At 57.4% G+C, this 17,272-nt stretch carries 14 protein-coding genes and 2 pseudogenes; 11 read left to right on the top strand and 5 right to left on the bottom strand.

Annotated features, from left to right (window positions below):
• The first annotated feature begins 159 nt into the window (after nucleotides 1-159).
• The 5 genes from ACIQJ2_RS33395 to ACIQJ2_RS33375 all read left to right on the top strand — a co-directional run bounded on the left by ACIQJ2_RS33395 (nucleotide 160) and on the right by ACIQJ2_RS33375 (nucleotide 5,576).
• Complete coding sequence (locus ACIQJ2_RS33395; RefSeq protein WP_400676282.1) at nucleotides 160-2,091, top strand: heavy metal translocating P-type ATPase; 1,932 nt, start codon at nucleotides 160-162, stop codon at nucleotides 2,089-2,091.
• 133 nt (nucleotides 2,092-2,224) lie between these two features.
• The gene (locus ACIQJ2_RS33390; RefSeq protein ID WP_400676284.1) at nucleotides 2,225-2,536 is read left to right on the top strand and encodes a hypothetical protein; all 312 of its coding nucleotides are present in this window, start codon (nucleotides 2,225-2,227) and stop codon (nucleotides 2,534-2,536) included.
• Between the two features lie 92 nt (nucleotides 2,537-2,628).
• Complete coding sequence (locus ACIQJ2_RS33385) at nucleotides 2,629-3,147, top strand: hypothetical protein (RefSeq protein WP_400676286.1); 519 nt, start codon at nucleotides 2,629-2,631, stop codon at nucleotides 3,145-3,147.
• The gene (locus ACIQJ2_RS33380; protein ID WP_400676288.1) at nucleotides 3,144-4,457 is read left to right on the top strand and encodes an NRAMP family divalent metal transporter; all 1,314 of its coding nucleotides are present in this window, start codon (nucleotides 3,144-3,146) and stop codon (nucleotides 4,455-4,457) included. The genes ACIQJ2_RS33385 and ACIQJ2_RS33380 overlap by 4 nt, the downstream gene beginning before the upstream one ends.
• Before the next feature lie 405 nt (nucleotides 4,458-4,862).
• Nucleotides 4,863-5,576, top strand: coding sequence for a CBS domain-containing protein (locus ACIQJ2_RS33375; protein WP_400676290.1), 714 nt, complete (start codon nucleotides 4,863-4,865; stop codon nucleotides 5,574-5,576).
• An 892-nt stretch (nucleotides 5,577-6,468) separates the two neighbouring features.
• Here the strand turns inward: ACIQJ2_RS33375 and ACIQJ2_RS33370 are convergent.
• Complete coding sequence (locus tag ACIQJ2_RS33370) at nucleotides 6,469-8,388, bottom strand: PAS domain S-box protein (RefSeq protein ID WP_400676292.1); 1,920 nt, start codon at nucleotides 8,386-8,388, stop codon at nucleotides 6,469-6,471.
• A 21-nt stretch (nucleotides 8,389-8,409) separates the two neighbouring features.
• Nucleotides 8,410-9,168, bottom strand: coding sequence for a Crp/Fnr family transcriptional regulator (locus tag ACIQJ2_RS33365; protein ID WP_400676294.1), 759 nt, complete (start codon nucleotides 9,166-9,168; stop codon nucleotides 8,410-8,412).
• Between the two features lie 143 nt (nucleotides 9,169-9,311).
• Between ACIQJ2_RS33365 and ACIQJ2_RS33360 the strand changes: the two genes are divergently transcribed.
• Nucleotides 9,312-10,037: a response regulator gene (locus tag ACIQJ2_RS33360; protein ID WP_400676314.1), complete on the top strand. Its 726-nt coding sequence runs from the start codon at nucleotides 9,312-9,314 to the stop codon at nucleotides 10,035-10,037.
• A 25-nt stretch (nucleotides 10,038-10,062) separates the two neighbouring features.
• Here the strand turns inward: ACIQJ2_RS33360 and ACIQJ2_RS33355 are convergent, their stop codons facing one another.
• On the bottom strand, nucleotides 10,063-10,395 hold the full coding sequence (locus ACIQJ2_RS33355; RefSeq protein WP_400676296.1) for a hypothetical protein: 333 nt from the start codon (nucleotides 10,393-10,395) through the stop codon (nucleotides 10,063-10,065).
• A 174-nt stretch (nucleotides 10,396-10,569) separates the two neighbouring features.
• Nucleotides 10,570-11,484: a universal stress protein gene (locus tag ACIQJ2_RS33350; protein WP_400676298.1), complete on the bottom strand. Its 915-nt coding sequence runs from the start codon at nucleotides 11,482-11,484 to the stop codon at nucleotides 10,570-10,572.
• A gap of 194 nt (nucleotides 11,485-11,678) precedes the next feature.
• On the opposite strand from ACIQJ2_RS33350, the gene ACIQJ2_RS33345 reads away from it, so the two are divergent.
• From ACIQJ2_RS33345 to adhP, 4 genes and pseudogenes are all read left to right on the top strand, one after another.
• Nucleotides 11,679-12,863 (top strand): acetate/propionate family kinase, encoded by a 1,185-nt coding sequence (locus tag ACIQJ2_RS33345; protein WP_400676300.1) that lies wholly within the window; start codon nucleotides 11,679-11,681, stop codon nucleotides 12,861-12,863.
• A 68-nt stretch (nucleotides 12,864-12,931) separates the two neighbouring features.
• A pseudogene (locus ACIQJ2_RS33340) lies at nucleotides 12,932-13,203 on the top strand (phosphoketolase); the annotation flags it as partial.
• Nucleotides 13,204-13,376: 173 nt separating this feature from the next.
• On the top strand, nucleotides 13,377-13,892 hold the full coding sequence (locus ACIQJ2_RS33335; RefSeq protein WP_400676302.1) for a GNAT family N-acetyltransferase: 516 nt from the start codon (nucleotides 13,377-13,379) through the stop codon (nucleotides 13,890-13,892).
• A 107-nt stretch (nucleotides 13,893-13,999) separates the two neighbouring features.
• Nucleotides 14,000-15,091, top strand: a complete 1,092-nt coding sequence (gene adhP / locus ACIQJ2_RS33330; protein ID WP_400676316.1) for an alcohol dehydrogenase AdhP — start codon at nucleotides 14,000-14,002, stop codon at nucleotides 15,089-15,091.
• On the opposite strand, the pseudogene ACIQJ2_RS33325 reads toward adhP, so the two are convergent.
• A pseudogene (locus ACIQJ2_RS33325) lies at nucleotides 15,048-15,350 on the bottom strand (transposase); the annotation flags it as partial. The gene adhP and the pseudogene ACIQJ2_RS33325 sit on opposite strands and share 44 nt — an antisense overlap.
• A gap of 454 nt (nucleotides 15,351-15,804) precedes the next feature.
• On the opposite strand from ACIQJ2_RS33325, the gene ACIQJ2_RS33320 reads away from it, so the two are divergent.
• Entirely contained in the window at nucleotides 15,805-16,200 is a 396-nt protein-coding gene (locus tag ACIQJ2_RS33320; RefSeq protein ID WP_400676304.1) for a hypothetical protein, read from the top strand.
• Nucleotides 16,201-17,272: the final 1,072 nt, after the last annotated feature.

Here is a 17,272-nt window from a genome sequence, read left to right as displayed (position 1 = left end):
GCCGGCGGCAAGCGAACCACCGCTGCCTTGGCTCGAATTGTGATGTCGCGGGAATGGAGCACATTGAGACGGATCAATGTCCGATCCCCGAAGTTCGATCTAATGACCCGATAGCAGATGAGCCGCACATCGTCATGGCGCAACAACCGGAGCCCTCAAATGTCGTCGAACGGAGTGATCAGCATTCTCCTATCCTCGCTGAAGGCCGAAGGGGGATTATTGCTGCTGGTCGCATCATCCGGGCTTCTCGCAGGACTTGCCTTCCTGTCGGTCGGTGCCGCCGGTCCGGCCTCTCTGATCTGGACTTTCGCTACCTTGCCGGTCCTGGCCGAATTGCTGCTGCAGGCCTGTCGCTCCTTGCGTCGCGGTGATTTTGGATTGGATATCCTGGCCGCTCTTTCAATGGCGTTCGCGCTCTTATTTGGTGAGTATCTGGCCGCCAACGTCATTGCCCTGATGTATTCGGGTGGACAGATGTTGGAAGGATACGCGTCGGGGCGCGCCGCGCGTGAGATGGAAGCCCTGATGGGGCGAGTTGCACGCACCGCATTTCGTTATTCTGGCGATCGGTTGGAACTAATCCCGATCGAGACCATTGCCGCAGGCGATCACATTATGGTCCGCCAAGGCGAGGTGCTGCCAGTTGATGGCATTCTTCTGTCTCCCCGAGCTGTTCTCGATGAGTCAGCATTGACGGGCGAGGCACAGCTTGTGGACCGTGAGGTAGGCGAAGAGGTGCTAAGCGGCAGTGCATCGATGGGCCCCGTCGTTACAATCAAGGCATTGCGCCCCGCGTCTGAGAGTACCTACGCCGCGGTCGTTCGCCTCGTCGAAACGGCGCGGAACAGCAAAGCGCCCATGACACGCCTCGCCGACCGCTATGGCCTAGTATTTCTGCTCATGACGGTGACGATAGCGACCTCGGCATGGCTGCTTTCCGACGATCCGCGGCGCGCCCTGGCGGTCCTGGTCATCGCGACGCCATGTCCGCTTATCCTGGCAGTCCCGGTCGCGCTCATGTCGGGCATCTCGCGCTGCGCCTCGATAGGCTGCCTGGTGAAAGACGGTGGTGCTCTTGAGTCTCTCAGCAGAGTGCGGGTTGCCGTGCTCGACAAGACCGGCACCCTAACGCACGGCAAGGCGCAAATCGTGGCGATTCACTGTAACAATGGCATCGATGAAAACGAATTGCTGCGTCTTGCCGCCTCGTTGGATCAAGCCTCTAGCCACGTCATGGCGGCCGCTCTGATCGAAGGAGCGCAGGAGCGAAATCTGGCGCTTTCGCCGCCAACTGACGTTGCGGAGGTAGCTGGAACTGGACTTGAAGGAACCGTCGATGGGCACCGTGTCATAATCGGTGGCGATCGCTTCGTGAAAGGTCGGAGCTCGGGGACTATGCCCCAAGCCATTCAGCACCGAACCGGCGAAACTGCAGTATCGGTTGCGATCGACGGCGCTGTCGCGGGCACGATCGTCCTCGCCGATCGGGTGCGTGCGGAAGCAATCGGCGTTTTGCAGCGATTACGCAGCGCGGGAATCAAAAAAATCGTCCTTGCCTCCGGTGACCGTATGGATGTTGCCACGCAAGTCGGCAGCATGCTCGGCATCGAACAAGTACTCGGCGAACAGACACCGGCTTCAAAGGTTGAGGCTGTCATTGCCGCGAGAAGCTTCGGCCCGGTCATGATGATGGGCGATGGCATCAATGATGCGCCGGCATTGGCGGCGGCGGATGTGGGTGTTGCTCTGGGCGCACGTGGAGCCGCAGCCTCATCGGAGGCGGCATCCGTCGTCCTGCTGGTTGATCGGCTCGACCCTCTGGTGAACGCGCTGGTCGTTGCACGCCGGACCGTTGCAATCGCGCGCGAAAGCGTCATCGCGGGGCTTGGCCTCTCCGTCGTCGGCATGATTGCCGCAGCGTTTGGGTATCTGCCACCGCTGCACGGGGCTTTGCTCCAGGAAGTCATCGACGTCGCAGTCATCTTAAATGCGTTACGCGTCTTGGGATTGCCGTCCGAATTGCAGGATAGTTCGGTGGAACACCACGCCAATGCTGCGGCAGGACCTGCCTCCAATTGTCGGTTCTCCTGACGCGGATCGCCGAACCGGGCCTGCGCATAGCGCGAGGCTGGAGAGTTTTCTACCTCCATTGATACGGATCAATGTCGCTGCATCGATTGTCGGCAGACTGCTTCGTGCGGATAATCCATCAAGGAACAAGCCAATGCTCAGAGCCAAACGCGACAGCCTCGGCGGTGCAGCCTCCAAAGCCATTCCTTCCCTCGGTGAAGTCGAGGGGCGCATGATGATCCTGGAACTCATTGCGCTGGCGGCGCTCACCCGACTGATGCGTCTTCACGACGTCGGCGAGAGAGCGGATCTCGTCAAAGCAATGCGGCATGCCATCAATCGCAAATGCCATGACGCCAGACTGTGTGGAACCGACACGCAGTCCGCGGAGAAATATGCGGAAGAATTGCTGGCTTCAGCCCAGGAACAGGCGATTGTTCAGGGAGTAATCCGAAACCATGTCTGAGGATCGCGTCGAGCAGCGTTGAGTGTGCCCCGCGGTTGCGTGGGCGCCGCTATGACTGAAATGCTTAAAACAAGTGAAGATGGAGAGCCGCCGTGCAAGCCAAAGACATGATCGAGCAACATGATCGGCACGGTTTGAACACTTACATTCAAATCCGCGGGTGGTCCGTCGGCGAGGCGGTGGGCCATGAGGTTATCAGCGTACCCCCCGAAACGGATGTCGGGCGGATCGGTAACCCAATGCCGGCCCACAAAACCAAGCGAGCTCCAGTCATTAGCAACCGTCATCCAGTCGGTATTGTCAGTCCATGCGACTTGATCAATCTGGTCATCGCCGCGCTTGGTCGACACGCTGCTAAAGGTAGTGATGCCGCGCGGCGCACCACCAGGATCCGGCTGACCGCAGATTTTGGGATTGGCAGCGACAAGGTCGATCTCGTCGTCAAAGACAGCCGGTTACAAGTACAGGGAATCCTGGAGTCCAATATCCAACAAAAGGCGATCCGAACGCTTGTGAAGGGAATTCGAGGAATCAGCGGATATCTCGACCGGACAACGCTCCTGCCTTCGCGGGTCGTCAGTGCCTCAATAACCGCAGGCGGTGGTCAATGACACAGGACCTCGTCACCGTTGGACAAACCTCGTGGCGATCGCGATTGTCGGGTCGTCTTGCTCGCCTGCGAGAGCATCCACTCGCCAGCGTGGGTCCGGGGCTTATCACCGGCGTCGCTGACGATGATCCGAGCGGCATCGCCACTTACTCCCAGGCGGGAGCGCAATTCGGCCTGAACATGCTTTGGACCATGCCGGTATCTTTTCCAATGATGGCGGTCGTCCAGGCGACGTGCGCACGGATCGGACGTGTGACCGGTCAGGGCTTGGCGGCGAATATTAAGGCCGCATTTCCACCGGTGGTCCTCTATGCCGTCGTCTTCTCGCTCCTGATCGCCAATATTCTGAATATCGCCGCCGATGTTGCCGCCATGGGCGAGGTCGCGGAGATGGTGACTGGCTTCAACCGGCACCTGATGACCATGTTCTTCGTTTTCGGGACGCTCGGGCTTCAGGTCTTCATCCCATATCACCGCTATGTCGCGTTCCTGAAGTGGCTGACAATTTCGCTCTTGGCTTATGCCGCGGTCCTCTTCACCGTCCATATCGACTGGCAGCAAGTCGCCTTGAGGACGATCTGGCCGAGGATCACGCCGACGTCGACCTATGCTGCTGTCGTGGTCGGCGTCTTCGGTACGACGATCAGTCCTTACCTCTTCTTCTGGCAAGCATCGGAAGAGGTTGAGGATATGAATGCCGCTCCCGATTCGATGCCCCTGTCCAGAGACAATGCAACAGCTCCCAAGGAGCTTCGTCGCATTGGCTGGGATACATGGAGTGGCATGCTCTACTCCAATCTCACGGCCTTCTTCATCATATTGGCGACCGCCGTGACGCTGAATGTCGCGGGCATCACGCAGATCGATACGGCCGCGCAAGCCGCAAGCGCGCTGCGGCCGCTGGCCGGCCCCTTTGCCGCACTTATCTTCGCGCTCGGAATTTTAGGCGTCGGTCTCATCGGCGTGCCCGTTCTCGCGGGCTCCGCCGGCTATGCGCTTGCCGAGGCCATGGGATGGAAATTCGGTCTGGAACGCAGTCCGAATGACGCCCGGGGCTTTTACGGTGTGATCGCCATAAGTGTGCTGCTGGCGCTGATCATTCAGTATTCGCCGATCACGCCGATGAACGCACTGTTCTGGAGCGCCGTTATCAATGGGATACTCGCGGTCCCCCTGATTGCCGTCATCCTGGTGTTGGCAGCGAGCCGCAAGATCATGGGTCCATACACGATTGGGACATTGGCAGCATGCGTCGGCTGGGCCACGGTCGCGTTGATGGCGGTCGCAGCCGTGATGATGTTCGTTCCATAATGACCTAGCGGCGGAGACCTTCCAGTTTGACCAATCGATGTTTCTCGTCAAAGACCTGCGCCATCGCCGAACGGAAGATCTTGCGGTTAGGCCAGCTGCGTCGGCTTGACCTTGGGCGGCATCGTCGATGATGCCGTTCGGTCTCAATCTGCGTCGCACAGGAAGCCGTCCGACAGTTGTGCTGCCTTTGATCGGGAGAGATGCTGAAGCGGCATGTAGCCTGACGAGCCTTGTATTTACGCCGCTCCCTCGATGGCACCACCCTCGTCCCAGAAGCGCGCCACAGCTTACCACCGTCATTTGATGTCGATCAAAGCATAACTATCGCGCGCGGTGTAAGTTTCTCGGCATGCAACATATCCGCAATCGGTAATCATAAACGAAATTCAACGCCGGGAGACGACCATGCTCATTCGAGAAATCATGAACGCACCAGCCATCACCGTAAGTCCCGAAACATCTGTTGTCGACGCGGCGCGGATTATGCTCGACCGCCACGTCAGCGGTCTTCCAGTCGTTGATGGCGGCGGAGACATTGTCGGAATTGTCAGCGAAGGCGATTTCCTTCGCCGCGGGGAATTGCAGACGGAGCGCAAGCGATCCTGGCTGCTCGAGTTTTTGACCAGCCCCGGCAAGCTTGCTGATGAATATGTTCTTTCGCATGGACGCAGCGTTGAAGAAGTGATGACGTCGAAGGTTGTCACTATTGCTCCCAATGCCACGCTCACAGTCGCCGTCGACCTGATGGAGAAGTATGGGATTAAGCGCCTGCCCGTCGTCGTAGAGGGCGAAGTGATCGGCATAGTCTGTCGATCAGACCTGTTGCGGGCGCTGGCGAACATGTTGCCCAAGGAGAAGGTGCAAGCCACCGACAATCAAATCACCGAGGCGGTCATTGCCGAGTTGTCCCATCAGAGCTGGAGCCACAATGGCTTCATAAAAGTCAGCGTTCAGAACGGAGTGGTCGAATTGTCCGGGACCATCTTCGATGAAAGAGAGCGACTGGCTGCCAAGGTGGCAGCGGAGAACGTGCCAGGCGTCAAGTCCGTTACCGATCAGATCACATGGATCGATCCCTATCTCGGTATTGTCATGCCGACGTCGAGTGATACGGTCTGAACGACGCAATGCCTTTAGGCGCAAGAAAAGACGATATTGGCGGCGGCGAAGTGACTCGACACCCCGTTTTAGCCGCCGTCAGGATTCCTCTGGCAGCCGAAAACGAGCTGTCGGTGACGACCGCGTTCTTCCGCACGGCGACCACCGTGCCAAGCAGAACCTATCTGTCATCGTTTCTCGACGTTGACCTGGGACAAAGTTGAAGAGTCTCCGGCAGATTACGAAATGTCGAGTTCGCAGTGCAAACAGTCCGGACCAATCCAAGAATCTTGCACCGAGTGGGGTGCAATGAGATTTTTCTAAAGATACTGAGGCGACGGAGGTCACGGCGGGTCCTGTGCTTCTCGTCCAGTCCTCCATCAATCTCACTGGCTTGTCGTCCGTCAGGGCAGTGAAAGCGCGCGCTGTCTGCTCGACCGCAAGCGCATGAGCGCCCAACCCTGGCGACAAGAGGAAGGCACTATGACCGCCGCATTCTTCGATACGGGATCGGAAGTCAGACGCGAGGCGGAGACCGACGTCGCCGACAGCTCAATCCAACAGTCTTCCCCATAACGACCGGCTGCCGAGAACAATGCGCGCCAAATGATCGCTGGCCGCTTTGCAATCTCACCCGGTGGAATGTAGCCCTCCTGGTAGAAAGCGGCATCAATGATAAGTTGATTGAGAGTATCGCATGCAACTTCTCCATTTCCAATCTGAATCAAGCATTCGGAGCCAACGTCGACCCGCTGTCCGTCGAGGCGCCGGGAATTGCTGCGTCGTAAAGCGCTAAGGTTTCCTTTGATTGCCATTCGGTGAAGCTGCAAGGAAGGAGTTTTGCTCGCGCAATCACCTTCCACTTCGATCGCGACCTGATATGCGACAAAGCGCTGCCGTTTGAGGCGGACAATCAATCAAGGAGTTCGCGCAGACGGACGGCGAGCTGCCGGGCGGTATAGGGTTTCTTCAGCCAACTGCCGGCCTCTGCCAATTCGCGACCGGCGATCGTCGGCTCGGCATAGCCGGATGTGAATAGAACCTTGATTTCGGGACGCATGGCCCGGATTTTATGTGCGAGTTCATCCCCTGCCATCCCGCCCGGCATCACGACATCGGTAAACAGCAATGCGATGTCATGGTTCTCATCACAGAGGGCCAGGGCCTCCATGCCATTGCTTGCCTCTAGGACGCTGTATCCCGCATCGAGAAGCCGTGAGACGGTGACGCGACGAACGCGCGCGTCGTCTTCGACGACAAGGATACGTTCGAACCCTCTTGGAACGTCAGGCTTCCTGCCCTCGTCTGCAGGCTCTGGGTCGATTGCCGAACGCGTCTTTTGGGCTGGCAGGAAGATTCGAATGCTCGTCCCCTGACCGATCTCGCTGTAGAGTTGGACAAGACCGCCGGATTGTTTGGCAAAGCCATAGACCATGCTGAGACCAAGGCCAGTACCGGCGCCCATGCCTTTGGTTGTGAAGAACGGCTCGAAGGCCCGCTCCTTTGTCTCGCTCGACATGCCGACACCGGTGTCGGTCACCGCGATCAGCACGTATTCGCCGGTGCGGATCTCCGGATACATGCGTGCGTAGTCGGCATCGAGCCGCAGACGCGAAATCTCGATCGACAAACGCCCGCCGCGAGGCATAGCATCGCGTGCGTTGATCGCGAGATTGAGGAGAGCGTTCTGCAACTGTGAGCCGTCGACAAGCGCTTCATTAGCGGCGCCGGAAATAATGGTTCGCAATTCGATCGCCTCGCCCAATGTGCGACGCAAAAGATCTGAAAAACCGGAGACGAACCTCCCGATGTCCATAAGCTTGGGATTGAGAGGCTGGCGCCGGCCAAAGGCAAGCAGTTGCGCAGTCAGCTTGGCTCCGTCCTCAGCTGCCGCCTGCGCTTCCGACGTCAGCGAGAGCAGCTTGGCATCCTGCAGCCGAGCTTCGATCATTTCCAGGTTACCGCTGATGACTGTGAGCAGATTGTTGAAGTCATGGGCCAGTCCCCCGGTCAGTTGACCTATCGCTTCCATCTTTTGTGACTGCCTAAGTTCCTCTTCGATCTTGTGGCGGCTCGTGAGGTCACGCACGAAGCCGGTAAATATCCGTTTGCCGTTGGCGATTGCCTCTCCGACCGACAATTCCATCGGGAAGACCGTGCCGTCTTTACGCTGTCCGCTAACGACACGACCATAACCGATGATGCGACGCTCACCAGTCGTTAGATAATGCGAGAGATATCCGTCGTGTGCTTCGCGATCCGGCGAAGGCATCAGCATCGAAACGTTTCTTCCTTGCACATCCTCGGCCGGGTATCCAAACATTTTTTCCGCAGCAGTACTGAACGATGCGATCACCCCAGATTCGTCGATGACAATCATCGCCTCCGGAACAGTCGCGAGGATTGATCGCAGATGTGCCTCACGCGCGGCCAGATCGGCCTGCATCTGCTTTAAGTGACTGATGTCATTATTGGTTTGAACGATAACCTGCTTGTCCGGATCGACCGAAAATGCCGCGACCCAACGGCTCGCCACGATGATGCGCTTGCCATCCTTGTGTCGATGAACAAGCTCCCCCTGCCAGGCAATCTGCCGAGCGACCTTGTTGCGGATCTCTTCGAGAGGCTCCGGAAAAATGGTCGAAAGCAGCTCGTGAACCACGCGCCCGACAGCTTCCTGCTCGCTCCAGCCATACAGCCGCTCGCATCCCTTCGTCCATCTCCTGATGATTCCGTCGAAGTTATGGACGACAATATTCGCGCTATCGAGGATCTGGGCGAGTTCGTCCAACCGGGTTTCTGCGGTTTGCTGATCTTGCGACTGATCGTTCATGGAGCTTCCATTTGCATTCGGTTAGTGACGCCGCCGGGCATCGTTCAAGGAAATGACACGCGAACAGCTATCGTCGCACTCATCGCTCTCTCCCGCCAGATGTGCAAGCGTCCTGGCTTTCAAAATGCGGATGGAATGGCGACCCGCGGGGCTGACGATACCCTTGTTTGTCAGCCTCGTCATGGTTCGGGACACCGTTTCGATCGTGAGGCCCAGATAGTCGGCGATATCGAGGCGGGTCATCGGAAGATCGACAAGGCTGCACGACCGCTCCTGGTCTCGTTTCCGTTGGAGCTGATGAAGCAAGAAGCTGCAAAGCCGCTCCTCCGCGCTTTTGCAGGACAGCAACACCATTTGATCCTGAGCAGCCGCCATTTCGTCGCAGAGGCGGGCAAGAAGCTGCGGCCGAAGTTCCGGCGAACTGTCAACCATATCCTCGAAGGCTCTCCGGGAGAAACGGCGCAACCTTACAGGGGTTACGGCTTCGGCGCTATAGAGATAATGACTTCTGAGGGATACACCGACAAGATCGCCCGGATAAAGAAAGCCTGTGATGACACGTCGACCGTCCGCCATGATCTTGAAAATGCGCAAGACCCCTTCCATTAGCTCAAAGAGATGCTTTGCGTGGTCACCTTCGAAGAACAACGTTCTGCCGGCGTCCAAATGTTCCAATGGTTGCTTCGAGAATAGTGACTGAAGACAGGTCGGCTCGGCTTCGAAGGCCATAACAACGTCATTATAGGTCTGAGCCTGCTCAAAGCTATTCGCCGACAACATGACAATCCCTCTCAAATTGTGTTTCGATGCCGGTTAGATTGATGGCTTCCAGTGACAGCCGGATGCCACCCGTGTTAGAGATCGTGCAATTTTGTAACGAATTGTCACAGGGTCGAAGCCCATCCCTACTGGAACCATTTGCAATGGCCTCGGATCAGCAACGGCGTGAGCATCTTCTGGTCGTGGACGACGATCCCAGAATCCGTCAAATGTTGACACGCTACTTCGAGGACGAAGGATATGTTGTCCGTGCGGCATCGAACGGCCCCGAGATGCGGGCGTCCTTGCGGCAGGAGAACATTGATATCATTCTTTTGGACTGGGTTCTGCCCGGCGGGGAGGACGGATTGGATCTTGCCCGCGAAATCCGGGCACAGTCGGACATTCCGATCATAATGCTGACTGGACGCGATGATGTGGTCGACAGAATCGTCGGGATTGAGGTCGGCGCCGACGACTATATCGCCAAGCCCTTTCATCTGCGCGAAGTGCATGCGCGACTGAAGTCGATCCTTCGCCGCCGCCAGCAGGCGCCGAGAGGTCGCGAAAACGAGCCTAGTGATGTCATTCGTTTCGAGGGCTGGCAGCTCGACATCGGCAAACGACAGCTTTTGTCAGCCGACAACAACGAAGTCGAATTGACCGCGGGCGAATTTGACATGCTGGTTGTGTTTTCACGCCACGCAGGACGGGTCCTCAGCCGCGAGTTCCTGATGGAGTCGACGCGCGGCAGGAATCTGGAGGTCTACGATCGAACGATTGATGCTCAGATTGCACGATTACGCAAAAAGATCGAGGCTGACCCAGCGCATCCACGGCTGATCAAATCCGTACGCGGTGTAGGCTACGTCTTCACCGCAGCAAGATAAAGGCGGCTTTGCTGCGAACGAGTCCTCAAGGGTCGCTTTCGTCGCAGAACATCATAAGCCCGTGATCAGATCGATAGACTCGCGCATCGTTGTGCATCTGCTCCCAATTGCCGGGATTTTGGTTCCAGAACCTGATTTGGTTGCACTTGAGCTCCCTCGCCCGCGATCGAATGCTCGCAAACAGGGTCTGCGCAATGCCACGTTCATCAGCCGCACTTGCGACAATCAGAAAGGTGACGTCAAGCAAACGCCCGACGGCGGGATGATTGCAGAGCCTGTAGATGCTTAAACCCTGAATGTAACCGCGAGGGTTGACCGCGGCGAGAATTTCGTCGTGGCGGTTGGCGTCGGATGCCATCCGGCGCCATGCTACCATATCAAGGTTTGGAACCGCTGCCTGGACGAGAGGATAGGCTTGCACGATCTGATCCGGCCGCAATGCGGCAATAACGTAAGTGCCAGCCATGCTTCTTCCTCTCCAGGATAAACGCAATCGGCCACGCCGGTCGGCGCAGCCAAGCGCCAATTGGTGTCAGCGTGTCATCATCAGGGGAACAGGCGTCTGCTCGAGCATCGAGCGCGTCGTCCCTCCGAAGATCCACTCACGCACCCGCGAGTGCCCGTAAGCACCCATGACAATCAGTTCGGCACCGATATCGATCGCATGCTGACGCAGTACGTCTGCGACAGCGCGGCCGCCGCTGGGCAGGACATCCACCGAGACGCGGATCCCATGTCGAGCGAGGAAGCCTGCAACATCGGCTCCGGGTTCTTCACCGTTGCTGCCGATCGTGGCGGATGGATCGACCATGGCAACGCACACGTTGTCGGCCGCGGTCAATTGCTCCATCGCAGCACGAACGGCCAAACTTGCTTCGTTGCGGGAGTCCCAGGCGATCAGCACTGTTTTTGGGCTGAGAGAGGCCGGATACCCTTTGGGCACGAGCAGGATCGGTGCCGGCGACTGAAACAGTGCCCCGTTCAATATTTCCTGCCGCATGTCGTCCTGGGTCAGAAAGCCGCCGCCGATCAGCGTCAAGTCGACATAGCGTGCCCGTTGTCCGATTTCGTTCTCAGCCCATCCGTATTCGGTGAAGAGGCTGCCCACCTCGAATGAAATATCGTCCGCCTGCAGTATGGTCTTGGTGGCCGCGACTTTTCGGCTTAGGGCTTCGGTCTGGCGCTCGCGCTCATCGAGCCACACGGTGGAGGTCACTTCGCCATATCCACCGATCGGTGGAGCAGCAAGTGCCGTCACCAGCACCGACAGGTGGGCCTTCGGCGCCCGACACAATTCGATTGCAGAGTGCAGATCGTCATCGTTTTGATTGACGCCGATGATACTCAAGACAGTTTTTGCTTGCATGGTCACACCTCCTGTTTGAACTCGTTGTTCGATGGAGCTGAGTTTAGGCATCAGGGGGCACTGCGCCTTGATCTTAGTCAAGACGACGGATCGAAGATCGATCGCAAGTGTTACGCAGCTTGATATGGGTCAATGCAAAAGGCGCAGGCCAGCCTTAGAAACGATGGCACTGTTGCAGCTATGTGGGGTGGGTGGAAACCAGGCGCAACGTTTCAACGCAGCCGAGTGTCTCGGCTTATCGTTGGGAAGCTGATTTCCAAACCGAAGGAACCATCATGACGGATGCCAAGTTGCTGCTCACATTCAATGCGGGCTCGTCAACGCTCAAGATCGGTTTATTCCAGTGTGATGTGAACGGTGCGCGTCGCATCGGCAAGGGTTTGGTCGACTTCAGCAGGCGCCCGTTGTCGCTTCATCTGACAGAAGGACCTGCAGCCTTCGACGCCTCCCTACACGCCGAGGGTGGAGAGGATCTGCGCAATGTCATCGCCGAAACATTCGAAGCACTCGGCAGGCATTTCGACATGGATGCCGTGCAAGCCGTCGGACATCGTGTCGTACATGGTGGGGATCGGTTCGTCGATCCCATTCGCCTCGACGAGGCCAGCATCAGCGATATAGACCAGCTGACCGCGCTCGCGCCATTGCATCAGCCTCAGGCGCTCCGCCTGATCCGTGCAGTCAAACATCTACGACCGACGCTCGCGCAGACGGCCTCCTTCGATACAGCCTTCCATGCGACCCAAACCGGTCTCGTCCGCCGGTTTGCCCTGCCCCGCGCCCTGCACGATCAGGGGATCAAGCGCTACGGCTTTCATGGTCTCTCCTATGCTTTCATAGCCGCGGAGCTGCGGGCGCGCTCACCACATCTTGCCGCAGGTAAAGTGATTGTCGCGCATCTCGGCAGTGGCTCCAGCCTGTGCGCCCTCGATGGCGGCGAAAGCCGTGACTGCAGCATGGGGTTTTCAACGCTCGACGGCATTCCGATGGCAACGCGCTGCGGCGCTCTCGATCCCGGCGTGCTATTGCATCTTCTCGGGCCGAAAGGCCGGACGCTGCGCAACCTTGAGGAGATGCTCTATCATCGCTCCGGCCTGCTCGGCGTTTCGGGTATTAGCGGCGACACGCGCGACCTGCTGAAGGACGAGCGCATTGAGGCGCGCGAAGCGATCGATCTTTTGACCTTGCGCATTGCGGGGGAAGTTGGCCGCATGGCGGCAACGCTTGGTGGCCTGGACGGCATCGTTTTCACCGCCGGGGTCGGCGAGCATCAGCCGGAGATCCGTGCCGCGATCGGCGCCCGCCTGCGCTGGCTGGGCCTTGCTCTCGACAACAAGGCAAACCTGGCCAATGCTGCCATCATCAGCACATCTGCAAGCTCTATCACAGCTTTCGTCATTGCAACCGACGAGGAGCAGATCATCGCCAATGAAGCCCTGTCGGTGCTGGCCGGCAGATGATCCAGCTCAACAATCCGCCGCGTTGTCCGCAAAACCGGCGGAAGACGATGTCGAATTGCAGCAACCGCATGGAAAAGGAGCCAAGCGCAGTTTTCACACACCCGCTCGAAGCCGCCGGATCTGGTCTCATCAACCATTATTGGCGCGCAGCAAATCGCCTCTCGGTCGGCCAGATCTAACCGCTCGACAATCCACCGCTGCGCGAACCGCCGGACGTTGAGGATATCACGGCTTGCCTGCTTGGCCACTCGGGCACAACCCCTGGACTCAACTTCACATAGACCCACCTCAACCGGATGATCCTCAACGCGATCTCAATGCAATCTATGTTTGCGGTCCCTGAAACGGCGGTCCCGGCATGGCAGCGCCTGACGGTGTGCCCTTCTGACCCCCTCACACAGGTCCTTCGATTTGATCCCAATCAATGCGTGTTTGTTCCGCGGGGCCCAAGACTAAGGTTAGCTACCAACCAATCCAAGTAAACGGAATCTCGCTCGAACAGAGGAGGCGGTCATGCCGGAACAGCAATGGAATATAGCGACGCGCGATGGTTTGCAGGTCTCGATCCGACCGGCCGGCAAAGATGACGAGGGGCTCTTGGTCGAACTTTTCGATCACGTCAGCCCGGAAGATCTTCGTTTTCGCTTCTTCTCGGCGATCAAGCATGTCTCACGCAAACAGATCGCGGATCTGATCGGCGTCGATCACAGCGCCGTCGAGAGCTACATTGCCTTCGCAGGGGATACCGCAACCCCGATTGCGACCGCAGTGCTCGCCTGCGATCGGGACAAGAGGCGCGCCGAAGTCGCCATTTCCGTGCGGAGTGACTTCAAGGGTCACGGGCTCGGCTGGGGACTTCTGAGCCTGATGGTGCAAGAAGCCAAGAACCGTGGTCTGGAAACGATCGAATCCATCGAAGACCGAAGCAATTATGACGCTGTCGAGCTCGAACAGAACATGGGCTTCAGCGTCGAAACCTATCCCGATGATCCAAGGCTTTTGCTGCTATCGAAGTCACTGCTCGCGTAAGGAGGCGGTGGCGATGATGCGTCGGCTGATCATTCGTCCCTGCGCATAGATCAGCTCATGCACCCCACGAGTGTTCATATCAATAGGAGGTCCACATGGACAAGATGATGCGGGCTGCCGTCGTCCGGGAATTCGGCAAGCCATTATCGATCGAATACAGGCCGATCCCGCGCCCTGCGCCAGGCGAAATCCTGGTCAGAGTGAAGGCTTGTGGCGTTTGCCACACCGATCTGCATGCAGCCGAGGGCGATTGGCCCGTCCGCCCCTCGCTTCCGTTTACGCCCGGACATGAAGTCGCGGGCATAGTCGCTGCCGTCGGCGGTGGCGTGACCAATGTCAATGAAGGGGATCGTGTTGGTATCGCCTGGCTTCACGACGCGTGCCTCAAATGCGAATATTGCGAGACGGGATGGGAAACCCTGTGCGACCATCAGCACAATACCGGCTATAGCTGTGATGGAGGCTTCGCCGACTATGTCATCGCCGATGCTTCCTTTGCTGCTCGCCTGCCTGAACACATCGGCTTTGCCGAAATTGCACCTATCCTGTGCGCTGGCGTGACAACGTATAAGGGGCTCAAGGAGACCGAGGCTCGTCCCGGCGAATGGGTTGTGATTTCGGGCATCGGAGGACTCGGGCACGTCGCCATTCAATATGCCAAGGCAATGGGATTGAAGGTGATCGCCCTCGATATCGCACCGGCAAAACTCAATCTCGCACGCATGGCCGGAGCTGATTTCGCCCTCAACGCCGCAGCTTCGGACACGGTCTCGGAGGTAAGGGAATTAACTCAGGGCGGCGCCCATGGTGTTCTTGTCACCGCGGTGTCGCCCGCGGCTTTTTCACAGGCCCTGTCGCTGGTCCGCAAGAGGGGCACGATCAGCCTGGTTGGCCTTCCACCGGGACAGTTCGCGACACCGATCTTCGATGTCGTGCTGAAGCGCATCACCGTTCGTGGCTCAATCGTTGGAACGCGCCGTGATCTCGAGGAGGCGATAGCTTTTGCTGCGGATCACAAAGTCAAAGCAGCCATTCAACGCGTTCCTTTGAAGGACATCAATAGGGCTTTGTCCGATCTGAAGGAGGGCCGCATAGATGGGCGGATCGTTCTCGACATGACAATGGGTAACGCGGAAGACGGCTCATTAAAGGAAGCACTTCGAGATTCAGTCCAATCAGCTTCAGCACAGGGGTTATGAAGCTCTTCGTCTGACGCAGTCGCAGGCCGAACACCAGCCCTAGCGTCAGGACAGTCTCGATCGCCAGATCGGAGTAACGCGGTTGGCCTCCGCGGGTCGTGCGCTTCGGCGCCTGCCAGGACGAGAGTGCCTCCGGCGTTATCCAGAGCGTCAGACTGCCGCGCCGGCGAGGGTCTGCCTCGTATTCTGCCCAGCTCGTGACCTTGAACTTCATCTTGCCGATACGATGGCGGCGGGAGGAATTGTGCTTGAACGGCATCGTGGTGCAGACCAGTTATCGCACTGGATCAACACCTACGGCACTGCACTTAACGATCCCTGCACCAAAGCCGAATACTACCAGAACAGCCAGAAGGCGCCCGTTTCCTTCATTTCGCCAGTATTCTGTAAGCGTCCGGTAAGTTCGGTTCACCATGTTCGCATCATACGTGGTGCTTAGGGTCTACCATTCTTGCGCGTCATGATCTTTCTCTTCGATGTTGAGCTGAAAAGAGGATGCCGTCATCGATTGAATCTCTGGAGTGCCCGGGACAGCATCGTACACTTGATGAGCGATGGCCGCGGTCGCCGCCTCGGGAAGTGGGCGGAATTGCTCCGGGTGAAATATACAGGCCGAGGCGGCCGCTCACTTAGATTTCGCGCATCAATGATTCTCGAAGCGGTCATCGACTGGTAGGAAATTATACCAATGCCTACAAGCAGGAAACAATGAATTGAACGAGCGCTTGAACGTGAGGCCGCAGACACCGACGGACGAGTCGACGCCCCCCTCACAACCCGATGTGCTGATCTGTTTGGACAATGTGCAGGTCGCTTTGAGAATCGGTTCGGCTCTGTCGCAACTCGGATTGACAGTGTTGATAAAATCCACAGTCGAACTTCAGGAGCTGATTTTGCCAAACGGCTGTCAGCTTGTAGTTACGCACACAGCCATGATCGGCGAGGTGCGCAGTCGACTGAAGGCTCCTATTGTCAACATCGAAACCTTTATATTCGATCGCGCTGACTATCTGACAGAGGGGCACCCTCGGCGATTTGATGGCGACGCCTTCGTCAAGCGTGTCGTTTCCGTCATGAATAGGGAACAAGGGCGGTTGGCCACCGCTTGATCTCAAGCGCAATGGGAATGCGGTCGGATGCACCAAGTGCGAGGACGACCGTTCCTGGCCTTTTTACACGTGGAAGCGCCCGAGCTAGACCCTGTTGACAAAGGGCGGCAACCAAAATCTCGCGCTGGCCAATGACTGAAAAGCCCAGATTGATTTTCGCGTCGTTTCATAGCGGGTCGCAATCCTGCGTAACTGCTTTAGCTGATTGAACATTCGCTCGATTCGGTTTCGGTCTTTATAAAACTTGAAGCAGCGGGCAGGCAGAGTTCCTGCGGTTTGCTTAGGTCGGAATAAAGTGCCGATTGTCGTGTGATGCTTGTGACTTGCGACTACGCTCTGTCAACAGGAGCCGCCCGACGATATGCCAGTCTTCGTCGTCCAAATCGCTCAGCGCCAAAGTCGCCTCCTAAAGGGCTACGTTTAATCATAATTCGATTGGAGGAGGATTGCATGCGATTGGATGCTCAACGCCGCAGCGCGCACCGCAATCTTGGACATAAATGGATCACCAATTTCTCGAAGTACCTTTGCAGAAGCCGGCCGGAAAAGAGACTACTGTCAAAATTGCGTTGGGGCCAGAGGCCAGGCTCTGAGGCATGCGGAAAGTTCAAAAACCTCCGTTTGGCCTACTCTAAAAGATGCCTTGCTCTATGCAGGCGATAACGGCGCTGATCCCGCCGCTGCCACAATCAAATCCGAAGGTTTGCTCAACTTGATGAGGTTCTCAAAGAAGAGGTCCGTTACGTTGTCGATGCAGCAAGCATCAGTCAATCGCTTTGACCGCAGCGCGGGAACCCCACATACCGTTTTTTGGACTTCGCTTTCCTTTTCCCAGCAAGAGCGAGCGCAAGCATAATCACAGGGTCAAGCTCGAACTAGGTCGGTGACTTCGTCAACAGGACCTAGATACCTCGAAAGGCCGATCGACTTTGGTCCGAAGCGAGGTCACGGAGAAAATAGCCGCTAACGATCAGTACACCGTAAGCGCGAATTTCTCCGCACCTTCTGCAATTGAGTGAGCTTTGGCATGAGGTGTCCACTTAAAAGAGGTGGACACCAAGTTATGGATGAA

This window comes from Rhizobium sp. NPDC092011 (genome assembly GCF_044756305.1).
Lineage (GTDB): Bacteria > Pseudomonadota > Alphaproteobacteria > Rhizobiales > Rhizobiaceae > Rhizobium.
This window is presented reverse-complemented; position numbering and strand designations above follow the sequence as displayed.

Excerpts from the sequence above, each read along its gene's own strand:
- ACIQJ2_RS33370 (WP_400676292.1), bottom strand. The coding sequence starts at position 8,388 with ATGAACGATCAGTCGCAAGATCAGCAAACCGCAGAAACCCGGTTGGAC.
- ACIQJ2_RS33390 (WP_400676284.1), top strand. The coding sequence starts at position 2,225 with ATGCTCAGAGCCAAACGCGACAGCCTCGGCGGTGCAGCCTCCAAAGCC.
- ACIQJ2_RS33375 (WP_400676290.1), top strand. The coding sequence starts at position 4,863 with ATGCTCATTCGAGAAATCATGAACGCACCAGCCATCACCGTAAGTCCC.
- ACIQJ2_RS33355 (WP_400676296.1), bottom strand. The coding sequence starts at position 10,395 with ATGGCATCCGACGCCAACCGCCACGACGAAATTCTCGCCGCGGTCAAC.
- ACIQJ2_RS33395 (WP_400676282.1), top strand. The coding sequence starts at position 160 with ATGTCGTCGAACGGAGTGATCAGCATTCTCCTATCCTCGCTGAAGGCC.
- ACIQJ2_RS33365 (WP_400676294.1), bottom strand. The coding sequence starts at position 9,168 with ATGTTGTCGGCGAATAGCTTTGAGCAGGCTCAGACCTATAATGACGTT.
- adhP (WP_400676316.1), top strand. The coding sequence starts at position 14,000 with ATGCGGGCTGCCGTCGTCCGGGAATTCGGCAAGCCATTATCGATCGAA.
- ACIQJ2_RS33380 (WP_400676288.1), top strand. The coding sequence starts at position 3,144 with ATGACACAGGACCTCGTCACCGTTGGACAAACCTCGTGGCGATCGCGA.
- ACIQJ2_RS33335 (WP_400676302.1), top strand. The coding sequence starts at position 13,377 with ATGCCGGAACAGCAATGGAATATAGCGACGCGCGATGGTTTGCAGGTC.
- ACIQJ2_RS33360 (WP_400676314.1), top strand. The coding sequence starts at position 9,312 with ATGGCCTCGGATCAGCAACGGCGTGAGCATCTTCTGGTCGTGGACGAC.
- ACIQJ2_RS33345 (WP_400676300.1), top strand. The coding sequence starts at position 11,679 with ATGACGGATGCCAAGTTGCTGCTCACATTCAATGCGGGCTCGTCAACG.